The sequence below is a fragment of the Pseudomonas sp. TH43 genome (assembly GCF_016650635.1).
In the GTDB taxonomy this organism is placed as follows: domain Bacteria; phylum Pseudomonadota; class Gammaproteobacteria; order Pseudomonadales; family Pseudomonadaceae; genus Aquipseudomonas.
The window spans coordinates 605,787-627,854 of the sequence record NZ_JAEKFI010000001.1 but is presented as its reverse complement, the minus strand read 5'-3'; the positions used below and the strand labels follow the sequence as shown (position 1 = coordinate 627,854).

The 22,068-nt window shown below is 55.2% G+C and carries 34 protein-coding genes; 17 read left to right on the top strand and 17 right to left on the bottom strand.

Annotation, left to right across the window (positions count from 1 at the left end; genetic code table 11):
* Positions 1-158 precede the first annotated feature (158 nt).
* On the bottom strand, positions 159-572 hold the full coding sequence (locus JFT81_RS02725; RefSeq protein ID WP_242485549.1) for a hypothetical protein: 414 nt from the start codon (positions 570-572) through the stop codon (positions 159-161).
* Between the two features lie 120 nt (positions 573-692).
* Between JFT81_RS02725 and JFT81_RS02720 the strand changes: the two genes are divergently transcribed.
* A complete protein-coding gene (locus JFT81_RS02720) occupies positions 693-1,466 on the top strand; it encodes a hypothetical protein (protein WP_201226015.1) in 774 nt (257 codons plus the stop codon).
* Positions 1,467-1,549: 83 nt separating this feature from the next.
* On the opposite strand, the gene JFT81_RS02715 is transcribed toward JFT81_RS02720, so the two are convergent.
* Positions 1,550-2,152, bottom strand: coding sequence for a hypothetical protein (locus tag JFT81_RS02715; protein ID WP_201226014.1), 603 nt, complete (start codon positions 2,150-2,152; stop codon positions 1,550-1,552).
* A 106-nt stretch (positions 2,153-2,258) separates the two neighbouring features.
* Here JFT81_RS02715 and JFT81_RS02710 point away from each other — a divergent pair, with 106 nt between their 5' ends.
* Complete coding sequence (locus JFT81_RS02710) at positions 2,259-2,459, top strand: hypothetical protein (RefSeq protein ID WP_201226013.1); 201 nt, start codon at positions 2,259-2,261, stop codon at positions 2,457-2,459.
* A 3-nt stretch (positions 2,460-2,462) separates the two neighbouring features.
* Here the strand turns inward: JFT81_RS02710 and JFT81_RS02705 are convergent, their stop codons facing one another.
* The 7 genes from JFT81_RS02705 to JFT81_RS02675 all read right to left on the bottom strand — a co-directional run bounded on the left by JFT81_RS02705 (position 2,463) and on the right by JFT81_RS02675 (position 6,859).
* Positions 2,463-2,771, bottom strand: a complete 309-nt coding sequence (locus JFT81_RS02705; protein ID WP_201226012.1) for a hypothetical protein — start codon at positions 2,769-2,771, stop codon at positions 2,463-2,465.
* An 81-nt stretch (positions 2,772-2,852) separates the two neighbouring features.
* Complete coding sequence (locus tag JFT81_RS02700; protein WP_201226011.1) at positions 2,853-3,374, bottom strand: hypothetical protein; 522 nt, start codon at positions 3,372-3,374, stop codon at positions 2,853-2,855.
* The gene (locus tag JFT81_RS02695; RefSeq protein WP_201226010.1) at positions 3,371-4,999 is read right to left on the bottom strand and encodes a YqaJ viral recombinase family protein; all 1,629 of its coding nucleotides are present in this window, start codon (positions 4,997-4,999) and stop codon (positions 3,371-3,373) included. The genes JFT81_RS02700 and JFT81_RS02695 overlap by 4 nt, the downstream gene beginning before the upstream one ends.
* Positions 4,996-5,886, bottom strand: a complete 891-nt coding sequence (locus tag JFT81_RS02690) for a RecT family recombinase (protein ID WP_201226009.1) — start codon at positions 5,884-5,886, stop codon at positions 4,996-4,998. Before JFT81_RS02690 ends, JFT81_RS02695 begins: the two co-directional genes overlap by 4 nt.
* A gap of 156 nt (positions 5,887-6,042) precedes the next feature.
* The gene (locus JFT81_RS02685; RefSeq protein WP_201226008.1) at positions 6,043-6,237 is read right to left on the bottom strand and encodes a hypothetical protein; all 195 of its coding nucleotides are present in this window, start codon (positions 6,235-6,237) and stop codon (positions 6,043-6,045) included.
* Entirely contained in the window at positions 6,234-6,425 is a 192-nt protein-coding gene (locus JFT81_RS02680) for a hypothetical protein (RefSeq protein ID WP_201226007.1), read from the bottom strand. The genes JFT81_RS02685 and JFT81_RS02680 overlap by 4 nt, the downstream gene beginning before the upstream one ends.
* Positions 6,422-6,859 (bottom strand): hypothetical protein, encoded by a 438-nt coding sequence (locus JFT81_RS02675; RefSeq protein ID WP_201226006.1) that lies wholly within the window; start codon positions 6,857-6,859, stop codon positions 6,422-6,424. Before JFT81_RS02675 ends, JFT81_RS02680 begins: the two co-directional genes overlap by 4 nt.
* 192 nt (positions 6,860-7,051) lie before the next feature.
* Here JFT81_RS02675 and JFT81_RS02670 point away from each other — a divergent pair, with 192 nt between their 5' ends.
* Positions 7,052-7,399 carry a hypothetical protein gene (locus JFT81_RS02670; protein WP_201226005.1) on the top strand — a complete coding sequence of 116 codons (348 nt, stop codon included), beginning with the start codon at positions 7,052-7,054 and terminating at the stop codon, positions 7,397-7,399.
* Between the two features lie 822 nt (positions 7,400-8,221).
* On the opposite strand, the gene JFT81_RS02665 is transcribed toward JFT81_RS02670, so the two are convergent.
* From JFT81_RS02665 to JFT81_RS02655, 3 genes are all read right to left on the bottom strand, one after another.
* Positions 8,222-9,217 (bottom strand): hypothetical protein, encoded by a 996-nt coding sequence (locus tag JFT81_RS02665; RefSeq protein ID WP_242485548.1) that lies wholly within the window; start codon positions 9,215-9,217, stop codon positions 8,222-8,224.
* Between the two features lie 201 nt (positions 9,218-9,418).
* Positions 9,419-9,670, bottom strand: a complete 252-nt coding sequence (locus tag JFT81_RS02660) for a DUF1654 domain-containing protein (protein WP_201226004.1) — start codon at positions 9,668-9,670, stop codon at positions 9,419-9,421.
* 170 nt (positions 9,671-9,840) lie between these two features.
* Complete coding sequence (locus tag JFT81_RS02655) at positions 9,841-10,251, bottom strand: VOC family protein (protein ID WP_201226003.1); 411 nt, start codon at positions 10,249-10,251, stop codon at positions 9,841-9,843.
* A gap of 357 nt (positions 10,252-10,608) precedes the next feature.
* Here JFT81_RS02655 and JFT81_RS02650 point away from each other — a divergent pair, with 357 nt between their 5' ends.
* Positions 10,609-10,908, top strand: coding sequence for a hypothetical protein (locus JFT81_RS02650; protein ID WP_201226002.1), 300 nt, complete (start codon positions 10,609-10,611; stop codon positions 10,906-10,908).
* Here JFT81_RS02650 and JFT81_RS02645 read toward each other — a convergent pair.
* The 3 genes from JFT81_RS02645 to JFT81_RS02640 are packed head-to-tail and all read right to left on the bottom strand — an operon-like array spanning position 10,898 to position 13,889.
* The gene (locus JFT81_RS02645) at positions 10,898-12,922 is read right to left on the bottom strand and encodes an ATP-binding protein (protein WP_201226001.1); all 2,025 of its coding nucleotides are present in this window, start codon (positions 12,920-12,922) and stop codon (positions 10,898-10,900) included. The two genes, JFT81_RS02650 and JFT81_RS02645, sit on opposite strands and share 11 nt — an antisense overlap.
* Positions 12,923-12,981: 59 nt before the next feature.
* Complete coding sequence (locus JFT81_RS29370) at positions 12,982-13,224, bottom strand: hypothetical protein (protein WP_242485547.1); 243 nt, start codon at positions 13,222-13,224, stop codon at positions 12,982-12,984.
* Positions 13,224-13,889, bottom strand: a complete 666-nt coding sequence (locus tag JFT81_RS02640) for a LexA family transcriptional regulator (protein WP_201226659.1) — start codon at positions 13,887-13,889, stop codon at positions 13,224-13,226. Before JFT81_RS02640 ends, JFT81_RS29370 begins: the two co-directional genes overlap by 1 nt.
* Positions 13,890-13,971: 82 nt before the next feature.
* Between JFT81_RS02640 and JFT81_RS02635 the strand changes: the two genes are divergently transcribed.
* The 10 genes from JFT81_RS02635 (at position 13,972) to JFT81_RS02590 (ending at position 19,523) form a co-directional block, all read left to right on the top strand.
* The gene (locus JFT81_RS02635; protein ID WP_201226000.1) at positions 13,972-14,184 is read left to right on the top strand and encodes a Cro/CI family transcriptional regulator; all 213 of its coding nucleotides are present in this window, start codon (positions 13,972-13,974) and stop codon (positions 14,182-14,184) included.
* A 64-nt stretch (positions 14,185-14,248) separates the two neighbouring features.
* Complete coding sequence (locus JFT81_RS02630; RefSeq protein WP_201225999.1) at positions 14,249-14,716, top strand: YmfL family putative regulatory protein; 468 nt, start codon at positions 14,249-14,251, stop codon at positions 14,714-14,716.
* Between the two features lie 61 nt (positions 14,717-14,777).
* Complete coding sequence (locus JFT81_RS02625; RefSeq protein WP_201225998.1) at positions 14,778-15,584, top strand: Rha family transcriptional regulator; 807 nt, start codon at positions 14,778-14,780, stop codon at positions 15,582-15,584.
* 1 nt (position 15,585) lies between these two features.
* Positions 15,586-16,560 carry a phage replication protein gene (locus tag JFT81_RS02620; RefSeq protein ID WP_201225997.1) on the top strand — a complete coding sequence of 325 codons (975 nt, stop codon included), beginning with the start codon at positions 15,586-15,588 and terminating at the stop codon, positions 16,558-16,560.
* A complete protein-coding gene (locus JFT81_RS02615) occupies positions 16,547-17,344 on the top strand; it encodes a hypothetical protein (protein WP_201225996.1) in 798 nt (265 codons plus the stop codon). Before JFT81_RS02620 ends, JFT81_RS02615 begins: the two co-directional genes overlap by 14 nt.
* Positions 17,341-17,628 carry a hypothetical protein gene (locus JFT81_RS02610; RefSeq protein ID WP_201225995.1) on the top strand — a complete coding sequence of 96 codons (288 nt, stop codon included), beginning with the start codon at positions 17,341-17,343 and terminating at the stop codon, positions 17,626-17,628. Before JFT81_RS02615 ends, JFT81_RS02610 begins: the two co-directional genes overlap by 4 nt.
* Complete coding sequence (locus JFT81_RS02605; RefSeq protein ID WP_201225994.1) at positions 17,625-18,026, top strand: recombination protein NinB; 402 nt, start codon at positions 17,625-17,627, stop codon at positions 18,024-18,026. Before JFT81_RS02610 ends, JFT81_RS02605 begins: the two co-directional genes overlap by 4 nt.
* Positions 18,026-18,256, top strand: coding sequence for a hypothetical protein (locus tag JFT81_RS02600; protein ID WP_201225993.1), 231 nt, complete (start codon positions 18,026-18,028; stop codon positions 18,254-18,256). Before JFT81_RS02605 ends, JFT81_RS02600 begins: the two co-directional genes overlap by 1 nt.
* Positions 18,247-18,849 carry a recombination protein NinG gene (locus JFT81_RS02595; protein WP_201225992.1) on the top strand — a complete coding sequence of 201 codons (603 nt, stop codon included), beginning with the start codon at positions 18,247-18,249 and terminating at the stop codon, positions 18,847-18,849. The genes JFT81_RS02600 and JFT81_RS02595 overlap by 10 nt, the downstream gene beginning before the upstream one ends.
* A complete protein-coding gene (locus JFT81_RS02590) occupies positions 18,846-19,523 on the top strand; it encodes a hypothetical protein (RefSeq protein WP_201225991.1) in 678 nt (225 codons plus the stop codon). The genes JFT81_RS02595 and JFT81_RS02590 overlap by 4 nt, the downstream gene beginning before the upstream one ends.
* Positions 19,524-19,626: 103 nt before the next feature.
* Here the strand turns inward: JFT81_RS02590 and JFT81_RS02585 are convergent, their stop codons facing one another.
* Complete coding sequence (locus JFT81_RS02585) at positions 19,627-20,133, bottom strand: hypothetical protein (protein WP_201225990.1); 507 nt, start codon at positions 20,131-20,133, stop codon at positions 19,627-19,629.
* Positions 20,134-20,156: 23 nt separating this feature from the next.
* Here JFT81_RS02585 and JFT81_RS02580 point away from each other — a divergent pair, with 23 nt between their 5' ends.
* Complete coding sequence (locus tag JFT81_RS02580; protein WP_201225989.1) at positions 20,157-20,495, top strand: MFS transporter; 339 nt, start codon at positions 20,157-20,159, stop codon at positions 20,493-20,495.
* A complete protein-coding gene (locus JFT81_RS02575) occupies positions 20,492-20,839 on the top strand; it encodes a hypothetical protein (protein ID WP_201225988.1) in 348 nt (115 codons plus the stop codon). The genes JFT81_RS02580 and JFT81_RS02575 overlap by 4 nt, the downstream gene beginning before the upstream one ends.
* Positions 20,840-20,914: 75 nt before the next feature.
* Here JFT81_RS02575 and JFT81_RS02570 read toward each other — a convergent pair whose 3' ends face one another.
* On the bottom strand, positions 20,915-21,385 hold the full coding sequence (locus JFT81_RS02570; protein WP_201225987.1) for a hypothetical protein: 471 nt from the start codon (positions 21,383-21,385) through the stop codon (positions 20,915-20,917).
* An 83-nt stretch (positions 21,386-21,468) separates the two neighbouring features.
* Between JFT81_RS02570 and JFT81_RS02565 the strand changes: the two genes are divergently transcribed.
* Positions 21,469-22,068, top strand: a complete 600-nt coding sequence (locus tag JFT81_RS02565) for a hypothetical protein (protein ID WP_201225986.1) — start codon at positions 21,469-21,471, stop codon at positions 22,066-22,068.

The window sequence follows — 22,068 nt, the reverse complement described above, 5'->3', positions numbered from 1 at the left end:
GTTGTTATTGTTACTTTCGAAGCGCCTGCTGCACCGCCTCGACGACTCGTTGCAAAAATGTGAATTTTTGGTTTTCTTCGAGAGCCTTTCCATCTAGCGCGTAGTGCCACTCGTCTCCGAACAATTCGGTAAGCAGCCTGCTTTGATGCTAGCACTCGTTAGCGCTTTCGATGCCACTCCCAGTCGTGTCGGCCGGTCTGTTGCCGGCGGCGCTGGACGATGCACTTTTTCGCGAAGGCGTGAAAGGCGTTCCCGCTGAACCGCGTGCTGCTGATACCGCGGTCGAGGCAGTTCAGGACGTAGTGCCAATCACAGTCGGCCACGAACTCGGCCACCGTGCGGGGCCCCATGCCGCCCCAGTAGGCGTTCCAGCTCCGGTCCCAGCAGTTGATGGTGATCTTGCCTTGGGCGGTCTGATAGCTCGGGTCGGATTCAGTAGGGCAGTCGCGGCGGCCGAAGTCCTCGAGGAACACGGTGATCGGGTCGAGTCGCGGCGCGCCGGTGATGACCAGCTTCGTCACAGTCGAGCGCTCAACCTTCAGCGGCTCGGCCGGTTTGTTTTCTGTGGGCATGGGGCGTCCTATATCGGGGCATGCCCGGGCGGTGTGGTGATAAGATCGAATGAATTGAGCCGGATGGTTGTTTCGAGGGCTGTCGGTTTTCGAGGCACCTACACATTCAGAGTGAAATGCATGGAAACGCATAACCAAGTTAAAGAAATACTCGCAAACCCTATCTTTATAATCAGTGATGATTCATCTTTAAAAATAAAAACGCATTTAATGATCCTGAGTTTCATTGCATTATTTCTAACCTTGGGGGGCGTGCATGTAGATCAAGGTTCTATTTTTTTTGGTTTTAAGTTTACTGGGCTCACTGAGCAAGCTATAAGGTTTGGTTTATTCATAATTATAACTTATATGGTTATCCACTTTATTTGGATGAGTTACGACGCCCTCCAGGAATGGGAGATCCGTACAACCGGAACCAAAAAAGCGTTTGCCCCAGTCATTAGGCACGACATCGAAGAAACGTTCCGTCCTTCAATGCCTTCCGACCCTCGGCAGTCGACTCTCTATTTTTGGTGGACTACACAAGCAGCACGCATTGGCGATCTATCTTCGACATTGCAGGATTGCAGCGAAAAGATTGGCCAGATACCAGAAGAAATATTGGAAGTGCTGCGAGATCGGCATGATAGTAAGCTAGATCGCGTGCGCATTGAGTTGCACGATATACGGAATCAACTCACCGGTATTGAGGGGTCTGTCAAAGTAGCGTTGAAAACCTACGAATCTTCACAGGTTAACGACTCGCTGAAAATCTTTGACAGAAGATTTCATATGTTTTTGATTAGCCAAAATATACGTTGGCTTGTTGTTGATTTTATAATCCCTGTGATACTGGCTGGCTTCGCTCTATTTCATCTATCTAGGACCGGGACGCTTTTGGAAATGTTTCTATGATTGGTACCTGCAAAAAAAATAGCGCGAATCTGGCCTCATTGTAAAAATTTGAATATTTGTGTCCGGTCCAGCATTAGGCCGGATCAGGCGGTGATGTGTTCGCCTATCACGGTGGTGGTGAACTGCACGGTGTACTCGGTGACCAACTCAAATTCGCCGCCGCAGGTGTCGCAGGTCATGTTCTTGTTGCCGTAGTCTTCCGACTCGATGTGGATCACGGTTGCGCAATGCGGGCACTTGCATTCGTCTTGAAGACGATAGTCCCACTCGTCGTAGTCGCTCTCGGCAACCTTGGCCAGCGCCCGTGCTTTGGCAACTGCGTCTTCGGCGTCTTGGCAGGGTTTGCACGTAAAGCCGTCCGGATGGCCCCACGGTGTTTCCGTCAGCTTCGATCGGTGAGTGCCGCACAGGCGGCAAACGTTGTGCTTGTCGCACACCGAGTAGCTGTACTTATCACCGGTTCCGTTGCACTTGGCGCAGCCAGACACCCAATACCAAGCTCCCTCAATACGCTCGGCGTACAGTCCGTTTTCCGGGGGCTGCAGTCTGACTTCAGGCAGGTCAGTGGTGGTACGGTGAAATCGGTGATGATCCTTACCGTTCCACACGTTGAGGCTGCCCTTACGCTGCCGCTGGGTCCACTCACCAGGGATCTCCGGGATCAGGATCTTCGTGTTCTTGTCCATGGATTATCTCCAGTCAGGCGCCGCCCTCCGTGACCGGTGGTGGCGAGATATGTGTTTGTGAGCTATTGCTTGATGGCCCGGCATGCGGCCGGATCAAGGAGTGGTGATGAGTAACAACGCGCAAGTCGATGCGATCGAACATTTGCTGATTGCGGTGCTTAACAGCACCATCTCTAACGGCGTGCCCAAGAGCGAGCTTATAGAACGGGCGAACGCATCTTTGTTCGGTAGCGATGGTCCCGGCGGCCCGGAGCAAAAGACAGAGGCCGCGGAGTACCTGAAGTACATCGGCTCACGCCTGAGATAACGATTAGTCGTGAGTGATGCGGCCAGCTTCGCGCTGGCTGAACTGCTGAAGCTTCCGCGCCACAGATGGCGAGACCGTGATTTCGTGTCGCGGAGGTGTCAGTAAGGGAAGGGCGCCACCCGGGCCAAGGCCGTGCAAGTGGTGAATCATCAGTGTGATCGCCTCGCCCGTTTCCTCGATGCCGCTCCAGGCCATCAGCTCAGCAAGGGCTTGGCGAGTAGCTGGCAGGGTGTGGAACCGAACCTCTACTTCGCCGCGGCTCTTCCTCTTCGCCGCGGCTTTCTCTGAGCGTTCCGCGTTGCTCTTGGCCATGGGATACCTCTTCAATTCCGCTGGCCGGCAAGTCAAGCCAGGTTTGTCGGCGGCGCGTGGCCGCCCGGTTGGTTGTTCGTTTCATCGAAATGCGGACTTCAGCTTTGGATAGTCGATCTTGTGGTCGCGGACGATCCGGTCAAGCATGTTGTAACTGATCGCCAGAGCCTTGCAGCACTGGCTTCGGTTCAAGCTGCCGGCGATGCAGTCCTTGATCTGATTGACCAATCGCGTTTCCACATCTGGCGGCACCTTGTTCGGCGCCGTTCCGATTTTTTGCCGAACTTGGAACTTGATGGCGTGCTTGGAGGCGATCGCCTTCAGTGTGGCCAGCGCAATTCCTTCCCGCTCGCAGATCTCGTTCCGGGTCAGTGTCTTTGCCATTTCTCGGATTCGCGCAACGCGAGCGGTCGTTTCGTCCTTCACCTTCGGTCGCTGAAAGCTTGGCGGATGCTTCCGCTCGGAGGTGCTGGTGAACTTGATCGGCGCCGGTTCTGGTACGTCGATCTTTCCGCCGGCCACCAGGAACTGGGCGATTTGCTCGGAGAGCTCGCTGGCGTCCTGGCGCCGCTGTTCGACGTCGTTTAGGTGGTTGCTGATCATGCGGCCACCTTGACCAACTTCACGCCGGCCATGCTGAAGTTTGCGCCCTGAGCAGCGACCATCGCGTCGAGCTTCTCCCAGTCCACGGTCAGAACCGAGATTGGAGCATGACCGCCAGCGACGGCATGGATCAGCGCTTCCAGATCAAACACCTCAGCTTGCAGGTTCACCGTCACCGCAGTTGAGGTCGCCGGCTTCGAGGCAGACTGAACCAAAGCGGCGGCTCTCACCGGTGCTGGACTTGCGACCGTTGCAGGCTCAACCGGTGCGTTGGCTTTCGCCTCGTCCGCGATTCGCTTCAGCTCCTCCTGACGGATCTGCTCACGCTGCGCTTCGGCTTTCTGCTCCTCCGCCGTCTGATGTTCCGAGATCCGCACCTTGATCAGCGCGACCAAGTCGTCGTTTGCTTTCATCACCAGTTGCTGAACGTCGCTGAACAGGAACATGTAGTCGGTTGCGAGCTCGTCCAGGGTGGCCAAGTTGCTCCGAATGCTGTCGCCGACCTGGCTGGCAGCAATCTTTGCCCGGGCCAGCTCGGAATCGGCAGAATCGCGCAGGCTGCTGATCGTCTTCTTGCCTTTGATGGCTCCGGCGAAATCTGCAGGCACCGCCGGCATGCGCGCTTTGCCGCCCAGTGAGGCATTGATCTGGCCGATGTGGATCTGCAGCGCCTTGGCTGCATCCATGACGATGTCTTCACGGATGCTGAGCTTGCGGGCTTTCACCAACTTGTCGAGCATCAGACGCTTGGCGCGGGCCTCGGCGCTGATCTCGTCAATAGTGCGGAACAGTGCGTCGATGCTTTCGGTTTGGCTCAGGGCGTGTTGCTTGGCAGCTTCGAGGCGCTCCTCGACATCGCCGCACCACTTGACCGCTTTCTCGGCGTCGGCGAAGTGCTGATCGGTTTCCAGCTCGGTGTTGATCGAGCCGAAGACAGCCAGTGAGTGGGCTTTGAACTGCTCCAGGTTGCTGGCGGTTACCATGCCGGTTACTTCGATGCGCAGTGCTGGCAAGGATTCCGGCGTTTTACCTACAGCTTCCGGCACCACCTCGGCGGGAGTGAAGTCCTGCAGATCGGCGTGGAACTGTTTCCAGCCTGCGACGAGTGTCGCGGCCCGGCCCGGTACCGGCGCATATTCCATCGACACGAAGTTTTCCTCGGTGCCGTCGGAGCAGACGAAAATTACCTTCTCGGCGCCGCTGACCAGCAACTGCTGTTCGAGCTGCCAGTAGTAGTGCGGATCAAGGCTGCCGGCACGAACGTCGGCAGCAAGCTGCTCGTTCCACATTTTGTGCTCGAACAGCACGTCACCGAGGATTGTGCAGCCATCGAGGGATGCGAGCAGATCACCTTCGGTGCCGACGACGGGAAACAGGTCCTCGCCAATTTGTCCTTCGAGAATCGGTCGAGCAAGTGCCTCGGCTTCGTGCCCCTTGTCGAACAAGTTCTTCTGCACCCACCACGACACGTCCCGATCGAGCCCGGTCTTTTTCGCGTGCAACAGTTCGGTGCGCTTCATCTGCTTCGAGGCGCCCATCATCACCGGCGCTTCTGAAGCAGTGAAGTAGTTGGCGCGGAGCGCATGCCAGGCTTCGGAGCCCTGAGCGACATTGTGGATTTTCATTCGTGGTCTCCTTCAATTGGCGCGAGCGCTTTGATCTTGGCGATCTGCTCTTCGCTCAAGATGAATTTGCTGCTGACGGTTGCGATCAGGTGATCAGGGGCGGAGCGTCCGGCGTCGACCGCGGTTTGCCATTTGGGCAGGTTTTCCGCGAGCTTCTCGTCGGGGTAGGGCGGAAGTTCAGCTGGTGCCGCGCTACGCGCCGGTGATACGTCGCGAATGGTGGGCGCAGTTTCTTCCAGCTCGTCGGGGCTGTACACGCCGAGGATCACGTCCGGGCAGTACAGACGCGACCAGCGCTTGGTGGCGAGGTACGCGAGCTGCTGGCGAGGGTCATCAGCCCAAAGCGTGCTGTTGCGGGTGCGGGCTTGGGCCAGCAGCAGCTCAAGCACCCGAGGCTCGTCTTCGCCCCGAAAGGTCGCCCAGACCTTCACGCCCAAACCTTGCTCGTCCTCAAGCTTCCAGCCTGGCTGACGGTATTGTTTGCCTTCGCTATTGGTCTTGATGTCGAACTGGCCGATCACCTTTTCCCAGGCACCGAACCACTCGTAGTGCAGGCGATCCACCACCGGTGCGCAGGTGGTGATCACCGCGTTTACCAGCTGCGCTTCGTAGCCCAGCACGCCGTTGACCAAGTGCGTTTTCTGCGCCACGGCGAACGGGTTCATTTTCCACTGCATCGATTGCATGACGACCGCCAGACAATCCGCCGGGTTGCCGTTGAAATGCTTAGGCAGTGTGGCTCGGCCGGTGGCCATGACTTCAGCCAGGCGCATCATCTTGTCCAGGCTGTCACCGTCCAGCACCAGAGCGCTGGTGCTGGTTGCTGCATGCGGAAGGACGTGAAGGTTTCGGTCGTGCGCCACCGGCGCCACGCTTTGAGCGGACATGACTGTTCCTTGCCGCGCGGTGCGCAGCGATTGAATGCTTTGTTTATTGAGTGATGCGGTCGGCGAGTGCGCTGAGCAGCATCAAGAAGGTGAAAACGCCGAGGGAAGAGAACGCGCCACGCCAGATGATCAGGCGGCGCGCCCATTGGAGAGCGGTCACGGCCGAACTCTCACCGCAATCCGCTTGCCCTTCATGGAAGGTGCCAGGCGCTGCGGCAGATTGGCGACTAGATCCTCGCGCTTGCGGCCTATCACCTCGTTGAAGGGAAGGCCGAAGCCGAGGACAGCGATCTTGTGTTCGATGTCCTCGAGCTGCTCGTCGATCAGCGATTTAACCGGTGCCGTACTCATGCTTCCTCCTTGCGCCGCTGACAGGTGTCACGCAGACGTTTGCAGTAGTGGTTGAACTCATCGGTGGTGATCGCACCGTCAGTGAACAGGCGGGTGATCAAGCCTTGCACCAGCAGGCTGATGTCTTCTTCGCCGGCGGGCGCCGACACACCATCAAGGGCTTGATCGATCAGGATGTAAGGACTCACAAGTCGCCATCCACATCGTCTTCGGCCGTCTCGCGCTCCGCGGCTACGGCGTTGGCAGCGTGCGGGCGTAGGAAGTCGGCGGCGATCGCCTCAAGTTGCGTCACCGGGCTGCTACTCCCAAGCAGGAGTTTGGCGTGCGTTAGCGCTTCGGCGGGGCTGCCAACCACGACGGCCAGCACCAGGTTGGCGAACGAGTCGCGATCATCCAGCCCGTCAATCTGCCGCTGGTTCAGGTGGTGCTGTAGGTGTTCGGCATATTGCGCCTTGGTCGCCTTCTGGACCGGGCCAAATCGGCGCTTCCATTCCACATCCGAGCCGCACACCAACTGCTCGGCGGCGCTTTCCAGCCACTCCCGTTGTTCGTCCGGTTCGCTCACCGCCGGAGGCAACTTCGCATCGTGCATGGACTGACAGATATTCATTGCTGCGTTCATGGTTGCCTCCAGAGCGGCGGGTGTTGATCCAACAAAACTCGGATGCACTCATCCGCTCCGCTGATTGCCGTTGGGCGCGGAGGTGAGTGCATTCAGGTGGTGTCGGCAGCGGGGCGGGGTTAAAGAAATGATTGGACTAAGCCGATAGGCTTGCGTCGGCAATGATGCCAAACATGAAAGCTGGAGTATGAAATGCCGTGGAATAAAGCGCGTACTGGCGTATTCGCAACACTTATCGGCTGCACTTTTGCGTCGACTGCACAGGCTGCCAGCGAACATGAGATGGCCGTCGGTGGTGCAGCTCTCTACCAAGTCTGCGGACAGAAGCATCCAGAAAAGGAACTTTCTTTAGAGCAATACATATCGCTACATCCACACATGTCGACTAAATTGGCAAACGACATTAGGGAATATTCCTCGCAGCCAAAACACAAAGCAGAACTTGAGGATACTGTTCTGCGCATGCGGACCGAGGCCACCCAAGATTTACTTGAAGTCGTATGTGATAGCTATTTTCGAGATGCAAAGGACCGGGAGTAATCCGCAGCTTCTTTTGCATCTGGGTGTGACCTGGCCGGGGCTCACCTGGTATACGGCGGCAGGGTTAGGCCATAGGAAACTGTGTAACGGGGCAGTGGGGCCGGCGGTGGAGTCTTAGTCCGAGCCGCCGGCATTGAGCAGGGTTACTCTACGATGCAGATCCAGCGGTGGTTGTAACGGTAAGGAGCGCGAGTGAAGTGCACATCTGAAACCAGATTCATGCCTCGCTCTTGGAGCGCTTCGGTCAGTTGTACGAGTGTCTCTGCTTGGATAGTCATTGCTGTCACCTCGTCAGATTTTCTGCGTTCATAATTCTTGACCGAGCGGGCAACTGGCTAATTCAATTTTTCTAACTGAGTGATCAGCAAAGCACCCAGACCCGCTACTGGCGTCGGTCCGGGCTTGAAGCATCACATTGTCGACGTGCGTGGGGTGGACTACCGGAAACTCCGGCCGATGCGCGGTGACATCGACGTCCTACTGTCCGCTGCCTGTATGTGTGATGGGCGCCGGCCTTCAGGCTTGCCGCGCCGCGCAGGTGAATCGCTCACTTTTACATGGCTGCCATTCCTCTGACTGAAGGCAACTGCCGAGCATCCCTCGGTAGTTGGTTGCGATGCAGGTGGGCGGTTATAGACCGCAGTTTCGTCCGCATCAGGGTGGGATCTGGCCGGGGCTCAACCGGCATTTGGCGGAAGGGGTGGCCCTATAGGCGACCGGTTGGCTCATCCGCTGCCCGAGACTTAGCCTCAGATCACACCCCGATGCGCTCTCATAGAGAGGATCAGGCAGTTAACGACAGGCTATCGTGGCGCTGATTAGTCAGTCGTAGATGCCGTAGCTAAACTCATCCTCATCGCAGTCGACGATGATTTTGGATTTACCGAAGTAGAGTGCAGCGACCATCTTTTCGAATGGAGAGCGGAATTTCAGTGTTTGGCTGATCTTCTCGTTGTCGATTTTGGCGGCGTACACCGAGCCAACCTCATGACCCTTTTCGTTTCGGTCTTTCCCGTAACGGTCAAAGCTGATGTGGATCGCGTTGTCGAGCATGTACTCGCTGCGCTCAGTGCTTCTGGAGTAGGTCGAAATTCCGTGATCCTTTGGCTTCTTGTCGAAGTAGATGTGCAGGCCACCGTAGTCGGATGGCTGGAAACGGATGTCCGGGGCTTCCCAATGCTCTTCGGCCGCTGACTCTTTGTGGTCTTCGACAAAGGCTTCCAGTAGATCCTGCAAACTGATCACTTCAGGCAGCGCGTCTTTGTTCAGTACTTCATCAATCTGCTTTTGCGCCAAGCGCACCATGTCGGCTTCTACGCCGCTGTTTTCCCACTTCTCCTTCAAAGCAGCAGCGATCATTGCGTTATAGCGAGTCAGCTCAAAGATTTCGGTCAAATTGGCCGGCAGTGCGGACTTGATTGCCTCCTCGACCTGCTTGCCCATGTCGCCGTAACGGCCGAAGCAGTTATCGATCACGCTGATGAACATCTTCTTGACTTGCTCGTCGATGATTTCGACTGGCTTGTCGCTGTTTGCAAAAGCAGTGACGCGCTCGGCGAGCAGCGATTGAAGTGTTTGTTCGCTCATTTGATGCTCCGTGCTTGATCGGTTATTTTCCCAATGCGCCCGGCCAACCAGGCGCATCAGTGAAACTTTCCGCTGATCTTTCGGCGCTACTGGCGCGGTACAGATCGATTCAAATTGTTCCTCCAGCCGCGGGCCTTTCGGCTTGTTCTCCCGCTGGATAACTGCTTTCGACGTTTTACGCTGCACGCCCGGGTCAGTTGCCAACCCTCTGAACCGTTGAGGCCGGTTCATCGCTGCCTTTGAATCTGGGCCGGTGGTGATCCGGCAAGGTGAAGCGGTGGATCTAAAGAACTGCGGGTGTGTTGAGGCCCTTCGCAGTGGCTGTGAGTCGCTGCGACGGGTGAAATATAAGCGGGCTTATTTTGTTCGTCAATAAGCATGCTTATATATTTTGCTGCGGGCGATAAAAAGCCCGCTCACTGGCGGGCTCATTTAGGAATCGCAGTACTCACGCCAGCCGATCCTGACGGTGCCGTCATTCAGATGCTCGACCCTTATGCCCTCGGTGTCACCGATATCTTGGATGACCTGGTGCCAAGCTTCGGGGCTTTCGTCGTCTCGCCTGGATACCTCGACCAGCTGAATCCTCTGAACCCGAGGAGAGGCGATCAAGCCTTGCAGGCGGCGGCCAACAAGCTCGTAGGAATTTCTCGGTTTCGTTGTGGGGTAGGGGGCTTGGATCATTCTTCGCTCCTTGCGAGTACTGTATGTATACACAGTATTGGCGCTGACATATCTTGGCAAGAGGGCGATCGTAAGTTTCATGCATAAATGCATATTTTATGGTGAGTGCATTTCGGTAGGCATGAAAAAGCCCGCGTTGGGCGGGCTTCAACCGAATAGGTGAGCGGCGGCTACCCCGCCAAGTCCAAATCCCCACGATGAGCGATATGTACCTTGTTGCCATCTGGATCACGTAGGTACGCACCGTAGTAACCGTCACCATAGTGGGGACGTTGGCCAGGCTCACCTTCATCAGATCCGCCCGCGAGAAGCCCGGCTGCATAGGCGCTGTCTACCGCATTTGGAGATGGTGCGGTGAAAGCCACCATGCTGCCATTCCCTGCTCCGGCTTCATTGCGGTCATAGGGGCTGTACACATAAAAACGAGGGAGAGAGCTTTCTGGCTTAATCCAGCATGCCGAAGGTGGTCCGCCATCAGGCGTTACAGGCCTGCGACAGAGCCCCAAGGGGATCAGCACCGCGTCATAGAAGATCGAGGCCTTATCAAGATCGTTTGTCCCAACGGTTACGTGACTGAACATCCTGTATTCCTACTTACGAAGGCGAGACGTTATCGTGTCATTTTGAAGGTGGGCGTGTATAGCCGTCGTCGGGTAAGTCGGGGAGGGCGAGTGTCGGCCCTCCAAAACGCAGGCAAAGAAAAGCCCGCGATGGGGGGCCGGGCTTAAAGTGATGCTCAGTAGGAGCTGGCATGACCATAGGCGCTCAGCTGTGAAAAGAGTGTAAAGGGGCGCAAACAAGGGCTCAAGCCCTGGCCCAGACTCCTAGATCTCGCCAATCCCTATCGTCGAGCGGGTGTCCGCGTCAATGAGCTTCACGTTGCCATTCTTTATTTTCTGCTGTATGAATGAACAGTGCTTGCTTGTTTCGGAGGGTATATGAGAAAAAAGAGCGTATTCGAAGACATTGTTATTATTAAAAATGATACGAACCTCGTGGGCATCGACGATATTTCACGCGGATGCAAAACTCCATCAGGAGAGACGCATCTTTCTGATGGGATTTTGCTTAGGCCAGTTGCTTGGTCATGGTTCTATCTAGGAGAGCATGTAACTACAGATAGGACCAAGGCTGAAGAGTTGTTGCAGTTTGGTGAAAATTTAAAGCCTCTTTACACCATTTTGTCGGTGAGCCGTACTCAAAAAATGCAAGGCAATATCCCAACTCCTAGTGTGTAGGAAAGCCAAGTTTATCGAAGAATGAACGATTTCTCTCTTTTGCTGATTTTACAAGTTGATCAAATGATATTACTTCAACGTATGCATGGCTTGGTTCGTTGTAGCCAAAGTAACCTAGGCCATCAGACGTGATCCTTAAATTTGCTCGCCTGCAACGCTTTTTCATCGTCGGTGTGAGATCACATACTACATAAACATAGCCAGGGATTTCTTTGTTTCCGGGGATCGGCCTACCACTCTTAGTCATAATCCCACCATCCCTGATACGATCTAGATAACCTAGAGCCTGATCTATCGGGTCTTTATCTTCTCCTTCTCTCATGTCGTCTCGCATCGGGCGCTTGATTTCAACAATAGTAAGAGAAGCCATGGGGAAAGAGCCCCCGTCATTAACAAGGATAGGATTGTCAAAAACCCGGAGGCTCAAAATGTCCGGCTCTTTTGTTGACGAGCTATTAGTTATAGGCATTGAGTTTAGCGTTTTGTCAGATGCTAAGTATGCGTGGAACGATAGGCGCTCATCCAACAGCCACAAGTTGCTTCCGTCAGCCATTACAGAGTCTGAGTCTTTACCCATAGGAAAAATCAGCTCATGGATTGTATCCTCCCTGGCGTATTTTCCGTCTTCTAGGCGAACTATTGATTGCTCTAAAATATCTATGATGGCTTTGCGGTGAGAAACATAATTGGCTAAGTCGGACTTCTTAATGTCTTCCGCCTTGCTTATGTAATTGTTTAGCCGCTCCTTGTAATCTAGAAGTGATTCATTTTTAGCAGGAGACATAATGTCGTGGCCTTCACTTACAAGCTGCCTTTCGATGTCATACCAGATTTCATGAAGGTGCAGGTCTAGATCTTTGTCAGTGATGTCTGGGGATACGATGAGATCCTCTTGTGAGGCATAGCGAGTAATGAATCTGTAGCGTGGTGCTTGATTATCTATGAACGACGCAATTCTTCTGTTGCCAGCTTCAATGCTGTCTTTTAAATAAGTTTCAAGATACAGTTTAGCCCTGTCTAAAACCCTCTCTCGTATCATCCGCAAGCTTATTTCAGTTTGCGAAAAAATCCCATTGAAATCTTCAGCTATGTTAAAGGAGGTTCGTTCGCTCCTCACGTTTTCGTCTAAGTAGGTAGATGAAACGTAACAGCTGTAAATGAAGTCTCCTGTTGAGTCTGTCAGCTTTCCGGTTAGCCCAGGTATTTTTCCCTGTATGCCTTCTTCTTTGGCTAGACGATTTGCTGCACAAAGAGCAATCTGGTGCTTTCTAGACGTTGAATATCTAAATTTTATATGTGTCAATTCGAAATCTATACCGAGGATTTCGATCTTCTCATGAGTAGCTGCCGACATCATATTGGTGTCATATAGACTGTACACATCAATGGTGTCTTGGCCATCTTTAACCAGAATTCTCGGAGCCCCATCTGGACGCACGAAATACCAGAGGCAGTGCTCCAATAATTGGTTGGCGATTACCGCGGCGGACTTTGGCGTTGAGTCTCGATAACTTTCGTTAAATCCAGAAAGCTTTATTCTTGAACCACTTCCAGTGCCTTCCCTAGGAAGTTGTGATAAGTTGTTCACTCCATTCAATTCGTCTAGACTGAATGAGCGGGATTGCAACTTTTCGCCATCATAATAGAAGCTTTCAACATCTGCTTTGTCAAAAGCCTTGAGCCACATCAGCCTTCCGACGCCGCGACAGCCTTTGTCTATTTTGTGGTCGGAGTCAAGGGTTTGGAATGAGTTGAAATTTGTATCATTGAATCCACAGCCATTATCAGAAATCGTGAATCCAACTATTGGCTCCAACCCGGCCTCTATTTCGAGAGCTGATTGTTGGGATCGATTTATTTCTAAAATAACTCGTCCCGTATCAAGATTGTCTTTCTCTTCTATTGAGTGAATAGAGTTTACAATTGCCTCAAATACCGGAAGAAGACCGTGGCTTTTTGGTAGTGAGGTGTTTCTAAGGCGGCCTTTTAAGTTGGTTTGAAGTAAGAGGCTCATTATAAGTCCATTTATATTAGTTCGGGGTTTTCATGTATTAGGAGGGCTCAAGTGAGCCCTCAGCTGTATGGAGCATAGTAATGGCTCAGCGCTATCAACTCAATCACAGCCACGAAGGTGCAGAGCACAACGAAGGCAGGGCTGAAGATTCGCTTTCGATAGGATGAGCCGCCACCCGGCCACCCCGCGTCGGAAGTGTAGGGAATCACCATGAGCAATGCCAACCAAGCCCATACCCCAACCTTGCTCCAGAAGCTCTGCTCCCGCCATGAGGTCGATGGCTTTCCAAGGGCGGATGACATCAGTAAAACTTCTGCAACGCCTGGACAACCACGCCCACGATCCGGCAGTTCTCGTCGACCGCTTCAATTGGGTAGCTCGGGTTTAACGGCTTTAGGAACAGCTTGCCGCCATCGCTTACCAGCTTCTTGAATGTGGCTTCATTGCTGTCAGGCAGTTTGGCCACCACTAACTTACCTGGTGCGACCTCTGCTTCTGTGTCTACCAGGATCAGCGTGCCTTCGGTGATGCTCTGGCCGGAGGGCGCGGTCATCGAGTCACCTTTGACCGTCAGCCAGAAGGACGGGCCTTTAGCGTCGTACTCAGAAAACTCGTAGGTGTCCGAAATCCCGCTCGGGTAGGGCTCTACTGCCTCCGCCCAGGAGCCGGCCGACACCCAGCTGATGACCGGGTAACGGTAGCTTTGGGAGGGCTGCGCAGCCGTAGATACGTTCGAGACTTCTCTCGTTTCCGCAATCATCGGGCCAATGTTGTCCGAAAGCCAAATCGCACTGACGCCACATATGTGGGCGAACTTTGGAAGGTGCGCGCTCTGGAGGTTTTTCCCTGTCTCCAATTGGGAGATCAGTGGTTGCTCGACGCCGGAAACTGCCGCCAGTTTTGCCTGGGTCAGATTGGCGTGCTTTCGCGCTTCTTTTAGTCGTTCTGCAAGTGTGCTCATGCACATGAATTTATAAGTTCCCTTATTGGCTTGCAAATAAGGCTGCTACTAATTAGGATATAAGCAGGCTTATCAGGAGGACTCTCATATGACCCCTATCGAAAGGCTCGTCGACTTCTTCGGCGGGCAAACAAAAACCGCTTCAGCACTCGACGTATCTCAAGCAGCAGTTTCGTACTGGGTTGCCGGTATTCACCCGATGCGCGCCGAAAAAGCATTCAAGGCAGAAGAGTTGACTGGCGGAAAGATCACTGCGCGCGAGCTATGCACCCCCCAGAAAAACGCCAAATCCGCCGCCTGAAAACCCTGTCCGCCGTTCCATTGAAGCCATCTTGACCGCAACCGACCCAAGGTAAAACTAGGACATGAAAACGCCCGTACTAGAGACCCGTCGCCAAGTAATGGCAGCCGTGTCCAATGCTTTCCCTGGCGGGATGGATTGCGCAGCTGCTCGCCTTGGCATCAAGGACAAGCGCCTTGAAAACCAGATTTACGAAACGGCCGGGTGCAAGCCTTTGAGCGATGCCGAGATCTTCGTGCTGGAAAGCGAAACGAAGACTGAGCACCTGCCGGACTACATCTGCGCCATGTACGGCGGTGTGTTCGTGAAGATCCCGGAGGCGGGGGAGCTGGACAACGTCGACCTTTACCAACGCTCGTTGGCTGCATCCGCACAGCGTGGCGCTCTCGATCAGATGGTGGCTTCCGCCTTGGAAGACGGCGAGATCGATTCGAACGAAGCAAAAAAGATCCGCGCCCTGCACGCCAAATACATGTCGGCGAGCCTCGAGGCTATCGGGGCGGTAATTCAGTTGCATAAAGCCCGCGCATAAATCGCAGGCACAAAAAAGCCAGGTTCGTGGCCTGGCTCATTGCTACATCTGCGAGGCAATAATGAATACACAGAATGCTTACGTCAATACCCCCAACAGTGTCGCGACACATTTTACAAATTCTGAAAGCGTGTCGCGCACCACCATGTCGTCCCGCGAGATTGCCAAGCTCACCGGCAAAGCGCACAAGCATGTCCTTTCGGACATTCGCTCAATGTTGAAGGAGCTGGAAATTGACTGGGCCGATTGTTCGGCTCAGTACCAAGACAGTACCGGACGCTCACTTCCATGCTTCAACCTCAACCGCGAACTCACCGACACACTGCTCACTGGTTACAGCGCAAAAATGCGCCTCGCCGTAATCCGCCGCTGGCATGAACTGGAGAAGCAGCAGGGCGCCCGCGAGCAGGTCATGCTCAGCGGGACCAAGGTTGTCGGCGAGCTCGCCATCCTAGAATGCTTCACGCGCCTGCTGAAACCTGCGCCATCCAGCCAGGTGATGATGCTGAACCAGATCGCCGCCAACAACGGGCTCGATGCCAAGTTCTTGCCGGGCTATGCCGTGGACGCAGCACCAGACGCTGTGGGCGGCTCATCCATGCCAACCAAGGCCGTTACCGCACTGATCAAAGACAACGCCATCAGCAGCACCGCGCCAGGCTTCAACCGAGCATTGGCGGCGCATGGCTTCCTCAAGACCATGCAGCGCAAAAACTCCAAGCAGGAGACGGTCGAATTCTGGTCGGTTACCGAGAAAGGCCTGGCCTACGGCAAGAACCTCACCAGTCCTCAATGCCCCCGCGAAACACAGCCGCATTGGTACGTGGATCGTTTCCCTGAGCTGGCCAAACTGGTCGGGAAGGCCTGATATGCAATTCACCGTCACGATCAATCAGGTGAAGGCGTTGGAGTGGGGGCTGAACTCTCAGCAGGCCCTGCTGTTCGCCTTCGTCTACGGCTGCCCGAGCTGGACCAAGCCAATCAAGACTGACGACGGGATCTTCTTCGCGCTGAGTAAGGCCAAGATCACTGAGGAGCTGCCACTGCTCACTGACAAGCCAGACACTGCTTATCGCATGCTGAAGGCCCTGGAAGAGGCGGGTTTGATTGAGCTTTCCAGCACGTCGAACATCACCCTGTTTCGCCTGACCGAGAAGGCGATTGAGTGGAACCAGAAACTGGATGGGTCGGAAAAATATCCGACCCCACCAAAGAACGAAGGTCGGAAAAATCTCCGATCTACCTCGGAAAAAAATCCGAGCAAGGTCGGAGAAAAATCCGAGCAAGGGTCGGAAAAATCTCCGACAAATCAGGATACCAATCATCAGGGTACCAATCAGGATACCAGTCAGGACTTGCAAGGCAGCCCGGACAAGCCGGCCCGCAATCTGGTTCTGGTGGTTGATCGAACCGATGCGCCACGGGTCGAGATCCCTGCCGACATGCCAGGCCCTAAAGACCAGTCCTGCAAAACCTTCAAGGTCTGGGCGAACTACGCCATGGCCTACCGTAAGCGCTACCACGGTGCTTGGCCGGTGTGGAACGCCAAGGTCGGTGGCCAGCTTGGCCAACTGGTCGACCGCCTCGGTGCCGATGTTGCCCACCGTGTCGCTGCGCACTACCTGAAAACCAGCGATGCCGCCGTCCTGCGCAAGTGCCACAGCCTCAACGAACTGCTGGCCAACGCCGAGAGCTACCACACCCAGTGGGTGACCGGTCAGCGCATCAACGGCACGACAGCACGCCAGATGGAACGGACCGAAGCGAACGTCTCCGCCGCCGAGCAGGCCGCGCAAATGGTATTGGCTAAGCGCCAAGCGGGAGAGCGCAATGAGTACCTTTGAAATGAATGATCAACAGGTCGCCGGATTGGCTGCTGCGATCTGCGCCACCGCTGAGGCCATGGGTCAGGAAATGAACCCAGGCACCGCGGCGATGATGGCGGAAGACCTCTGCGCTTACTCAGTGCCCACCGTGAAAGCTGCGCTGAAGGCCTGCCGTTTCGAGGTGAAAGGCAAGCTGGCCATGGCTGACATTCTCCAGCGCGTGCAGGCCGCTGACGGCCGCCCGGGCAAGGACGAAGCTTGGGCAATCGCCATGACTACGAACGACGAGTTTGAAACCGTGGTGCTGACCGACGAAATCCAGCTTGCACTGGCAGCTGCGAAACCTGTCCTCGACGCTGGCGATAAGGTCGGTGCGCGCATGGCGTTCAACAGCGCTTACGAGCGTCTGGTGGGGCAGGCTCGGGAGGACAGCAAAGAGGTGAACTGGCATGTGTCTGTCGGCTTCGACGCCAACCGCCGCACGCAGGCGATTACCAAAGCCCTGCAAATGGAGCGAATCCCACAGGAGCGCGCTCAGCAGTACCTGGCCGACTTGAGTGTCGCGCCGGTCACAGAAGACGGACGGGCTGTCGTCGCGTTGCTGACCGGTGATGTAGCGCGGCCTTCGCCAAAACTGCGCGAGAAGCTCGCAGCGGTGAAGGGCTCAATGCTGGCCATGCGCAAAGCATCGGCCGAGGAAAAAACAGAACTGCGAATTCTGGCAGCCAATGAGCTGGCGGATCGCCGGGCGCTGCTCATTCAGCAGGCCGAACAATTGGAAGCAAGGAGTGCGGCTCAATGAGCATCGATAAACAAAAACTCCAGAAGCTGCTGTGGGCTGAAGCCGCATCGTGGAGCGCGGACTGCGCCGACTGGAAGCGCAATACCGAGGCCCTGCAGGAATTCCTCGGCGAGAAGACCGTGGAGGAGGTCGCGCTTGAGCTGCTGGCCGAGAACGAGGCGCTGCGTAATGCGCTGAGTGGCGTTCGTGATTCTGTGCAGCGCGAATACTGGGATGAATACGCGGGGCTTGAAGGAACTCGCGCGATCCTCGACACCGCCTTGAGCAAGGCGGTACAGCCATGAACCCCGAATACACAATCCGAGATCGCCGCGACGCCAACCGCGTGGCAGGTGTTCTGCATGCAATCGACCTGAGCAAACCGAAGGTCGTGGTGATCCGCGACGAAAAGCGCCCCGACGTCTGCAACCGGAAGATGTGGGCAATGCTCAAGGATGTTTCGGACCAGGTCATCTGGCACGGCAAGAAACTGACCAGTGAGGACTGGAAGTGCCTTTTCAGTGCCTCGCTGGAGAAGCAGCGCGCCGAGCCTGGCCTCGACGGTGGCTTCGTGGTCATGGCCGTGTCGACCCGCAAGCAGTCGCAGAAGTGGTTCAGCGATCTGTTCGAGTTGATGCATGCCTTCGGCGCCGAGCATGACGTGCGCTGGACTGAACAGGACAAGTGGGGAGGTCGGTACTGATGCGAGAAGCCAAAACTTTCACCATCGCCGACGCACTCACGAAGTACGTCACCACCTGGTATCTCGGCAAAACGGCAATCATCAAAACGGCGGAGGAGACGCCGCCCAAAATTGGCGAAACCTTCCGCCTTGGTTTCAAGGATTACACAGTCATGGTGGTGATGGGCGAACACAGCCCTCGCTGGGTGAATGCCGTGATCGTACCGAAGGAGGCCGAGCCATGCGCGTAGCCCTCAAGGAAGCGAAGCAGAAGACGTGCAAGGCCTGCGGCGACAAGTTCTCTCCGATGTTCAACACCACGCAGGTGGTGTGCAGTCCGAAATGCGCGCTGGCTCACGCGCCGGCGAACAGCGAGAAAGCCCGTAAAGCCATCGGTCAATGCGAGCGCCATGAGATCAAAGTCCGCAAGGAGAAGCTGAAGAGCAGGGCGGATCACCTCCGTGAAGCCCAAGCGGCGGTCAACGAGTTCGTCCGCCTGCGAGACGCGCACTTGCCGTGCATCAGCTGCGACTCAATGCCGAACGACAACGACCTGATGACGGGTAGCCGTTGGGACGCCGGCCACTACCGATCCGTCGGCGCCTGTCCGGAACTGCGTTTCGAGCCGCTGAACATCCACCGCCAGTGCGTGAAGTGCAATCGGAACCTGTCCGGCAACGCGGTCGAGTACCGCATCCGGTTGGTGCAGCGCATCGGCGCCGAAACAGTGGAATGGCTCGAAGGGCCTCATGAGCCCCGCAAGTACACCGTCGAAGAAATCAAAACCATCAAGGCCGAATACCGGGCCAAGACCCGCGAACTGAAAAAGGGGCAGGCAGCATGAAATTGATCAACGCACGTCAAGCGTGGACAGACGCACAGCATGAGTCGAACGCCTCAATCAGTGCGGCAGCGGCTGACCGGGCAAAATCCGCGACTGTCGTCCGGAAGGAAAAGGCCGCGCTTCGAGAGGTCATCTTTGCCGCCCAGGGCGAGGACAAGGAAGAACGCATCATGGCTGTGCGCCAGAAGATCCACATTGCCGAGACGCGCCGCACGCCTATTGGCCGATCGACACATCGAGCCGCTCACCTGGTGACCATGGGGAAGGTCCAGAAGGCGATCGAGTCGTTGCCGTTCCAGGTGCAGCAGTTGGGACACTACCTCTACCACCCCTGCATGACAGTCGTTCACATGCTCAACGCCGAGAAGCTGATCTGGTCGGATACCGACTTCAGTGCGCTGACCGATGTTAAGGCGGCGAAGGTGCATTGCCTGATCACCTGTGCCCTGCAGTCCTACAAGGCCGAGGCGAACGGCGGCGATGCGTGGGGGCCGGCTCGAGTGTCCGGCGCCATGATGAAGCTGTACGGGATCGCCATCCAGCCAAAGCACTGGGATCGCGATTGGCTCGACATCTGGAATTTCCTGCGAAAGGCTATTGAGGAAGTGGATATTCAGGCTCAACAACCTGTGTGGCAGGTTATTCACGCAGAAAATTCAGAGGATGCGGCATAAAGATATTGCCATGGTGGGGGATTTGATGTACTTTTCCCACACTGCGCAACTTACCTCCAGCGCACGACAACTTCGAAACCCGGCCACCGAGCCGGGTTTTTTGTTATTTATTTGAAACGCAAATTATTTCTTGGTCATACAGGGGGATATTTTCGGTAGGCACTCTAACCCACTCTTCCCCTATTTCCAGTTCATCGGGAAGGCGTTCGAAGCAGACGACTATCCCATAGGTGCATCGACCGGCTTGGCCATAAGGGATTGACTTATCTACGAGGTGATCAATTTTCCGTCCAAGATTGGCACTAAGAGCTCTTTCAATCTTCTCTTCCAGTCCCTTGTTGGAGTTGTCGGATATCAACGCTCCTTTCAAGATCTTGTGGGCGAGGCTGATTTTTTCCTTTGATACAGATCGGTTGAAGTTGTACATAAAATCGTTTTGGCTTTTCGGAGACCTTCCTTCGATCTCTGGCGCATAGGGCGCAAAGTAAAACGTTCTAGAGCTGACGTCCTTTTCATTTCCCATATTTAGTTTCTCTGATTTTTTGAAAATGTAGTGATAGCACCTGAGAGTTCTTTTTCCAAGCCCAAGCAATGACTTGGGCTTTTTCATGCCCATCCCAAGGAGTCGAGCGCATGGAGTTATTGCAGCGCCTGCTCGAAAAGATCGACAGGTTTGAATTGCTGATCGCAGGACTGGTCGGCGCTGTCGTCGCAAGCTGGTGGCACAAAGACGATCTGGCTGACTGGCGTGCTTGGATGATCTTTCTGGTCACCGGCATTGCCTGCTCTCTTTATCTGACGAGCATGGTCAGCACCTATCTGGGTGTAACCGAGCCGAAGATCGTTGCGGGCATTGGCTTCCTGCTGGGCACCTTCGGCGGTTCGCTGCTCGCGGCCATCAATCGAGCCATCAAAGCCGCTGATCTCTGGGCGCTCATTCGCCAGCGGTTCGGGGGAGGCAATCCACCATGAGTCTTGAACTGATCAACTCTATCGCCTGCGGCTTGATTGCCTTGTGGGCGACCTGGTGTGTTCTGAGCGGTCGAGTGCGGGACGGCGTCATCGGCAAGCTGATCTATTCGGCGATCGCCATCAGCGGTTTCGTTGTGATGAGCCGGGCGCAGAACATCTTCATGATGGGCCCGACCACGGCCGGGATCACGCTGCACGTCTCGCTGGCTCTGGCCGGCATGCGCCACATCTTCATGGTCATCTGGTGGCAGCGGGTGAAGGCCTTGCTCTGCCGGACGCTGAACTGTGAGCACTGCATGCGCTGTGAAAAGGCGCCGGGCGGGATTGAGCGACGATCCAAGTAGACCGCGACACGTTTCGCAAATGAGTAAATTGTGTCGCTACAAGGAAAAAGCAGGGATATCGCCATTTTCGCGCAGTCAACAAGACTTATCGTTGCCTGGCCCTCCGGCATCTTTAGCCGGAGGTTGCAGCAGCGCAGAGAAAAGTACGGACAGCTTCTCTGTTATTTTTGCCTCAATTTCGAGTGTAAGAGCCTGCTGCTTAATTTCAGCAAGTTCGGATTCAAGCTCTTCGATTTTTTTCCTGTGCTTGGTTCTGCGGATGTCAATGAGGTGGGCGAAGAGCAGGTAGGTGTACCAAATCGAAAGTAGGGTGGCAGCCACAAAATTGGCAATCTCTACCCTACTAGGCTGGCCGACTCCGATCACGAAACTGATGATGTTGTACGTGCACACCCCAATTAGCAGGATAAGCAGTCCGAAATATGCGCTTTGCCGCCCCCATCCGATCACCTTAGACGTTTCTTCTGGTGTGGCCCTAGCAATCGTGAAGAGCAGTGCAATAAAGGCCATAGAGGTAGCGGCAACTATTTGGATGGTCGACATCATTGGGTCAGGTCTCTGGTCCATTCATAACATGGCCTGCACCAATACCGGCAACAGGCCACCTTTTCAAGTGCCAGAGAGTTTCAATGACAACCAAGCAACCCGACTGGGAGGCGATCAAACGAGCCTACCGGGCCGGCTCGCTTTCCATCAGAACCATCGCGGAGCGCCAAGGCGTGAGCGACACCGCAATCAGGAAGAAGGCCAAAGCTCTTGGATGGGCGAGAGACCTTTCTGACCAGGTACGGAAAGAGGTTCGCAGCAAGCTGGTTCGCGGAGAGGTTCGCAACGACCAAGGCGCGAACTGCGAACTCGACTCCGAGATCATCGAAGAGGCCGCAGAAGAAGGTGCCCGGGTGGTTCGCAGCCACCGGCGAGACATTCGCAAGGCGACGATCCTTGCGAACCTGTTGATGGATGATTTGATGATCACCATCCAGCGCCGCGAAGACATCGAAGACGCGATCGAGGATGAAACCTCCGAAGACAACAACGGCATGCGCCGGGCCTCGATGCTCGCCGCCGTAGCGCTGCCCAGCAATTCCAAAACATTGTTCCAGCTTTCCTCTGCAATGAAGAATCTGCAGGTTCTGGAGCGTCAGGCATACAGCCTGGACGAGAAGGAGAAGACGGACGAAGCCGACGAACTCTCGAAGATGATGGACGAACTATCGAAGGACGCCTGA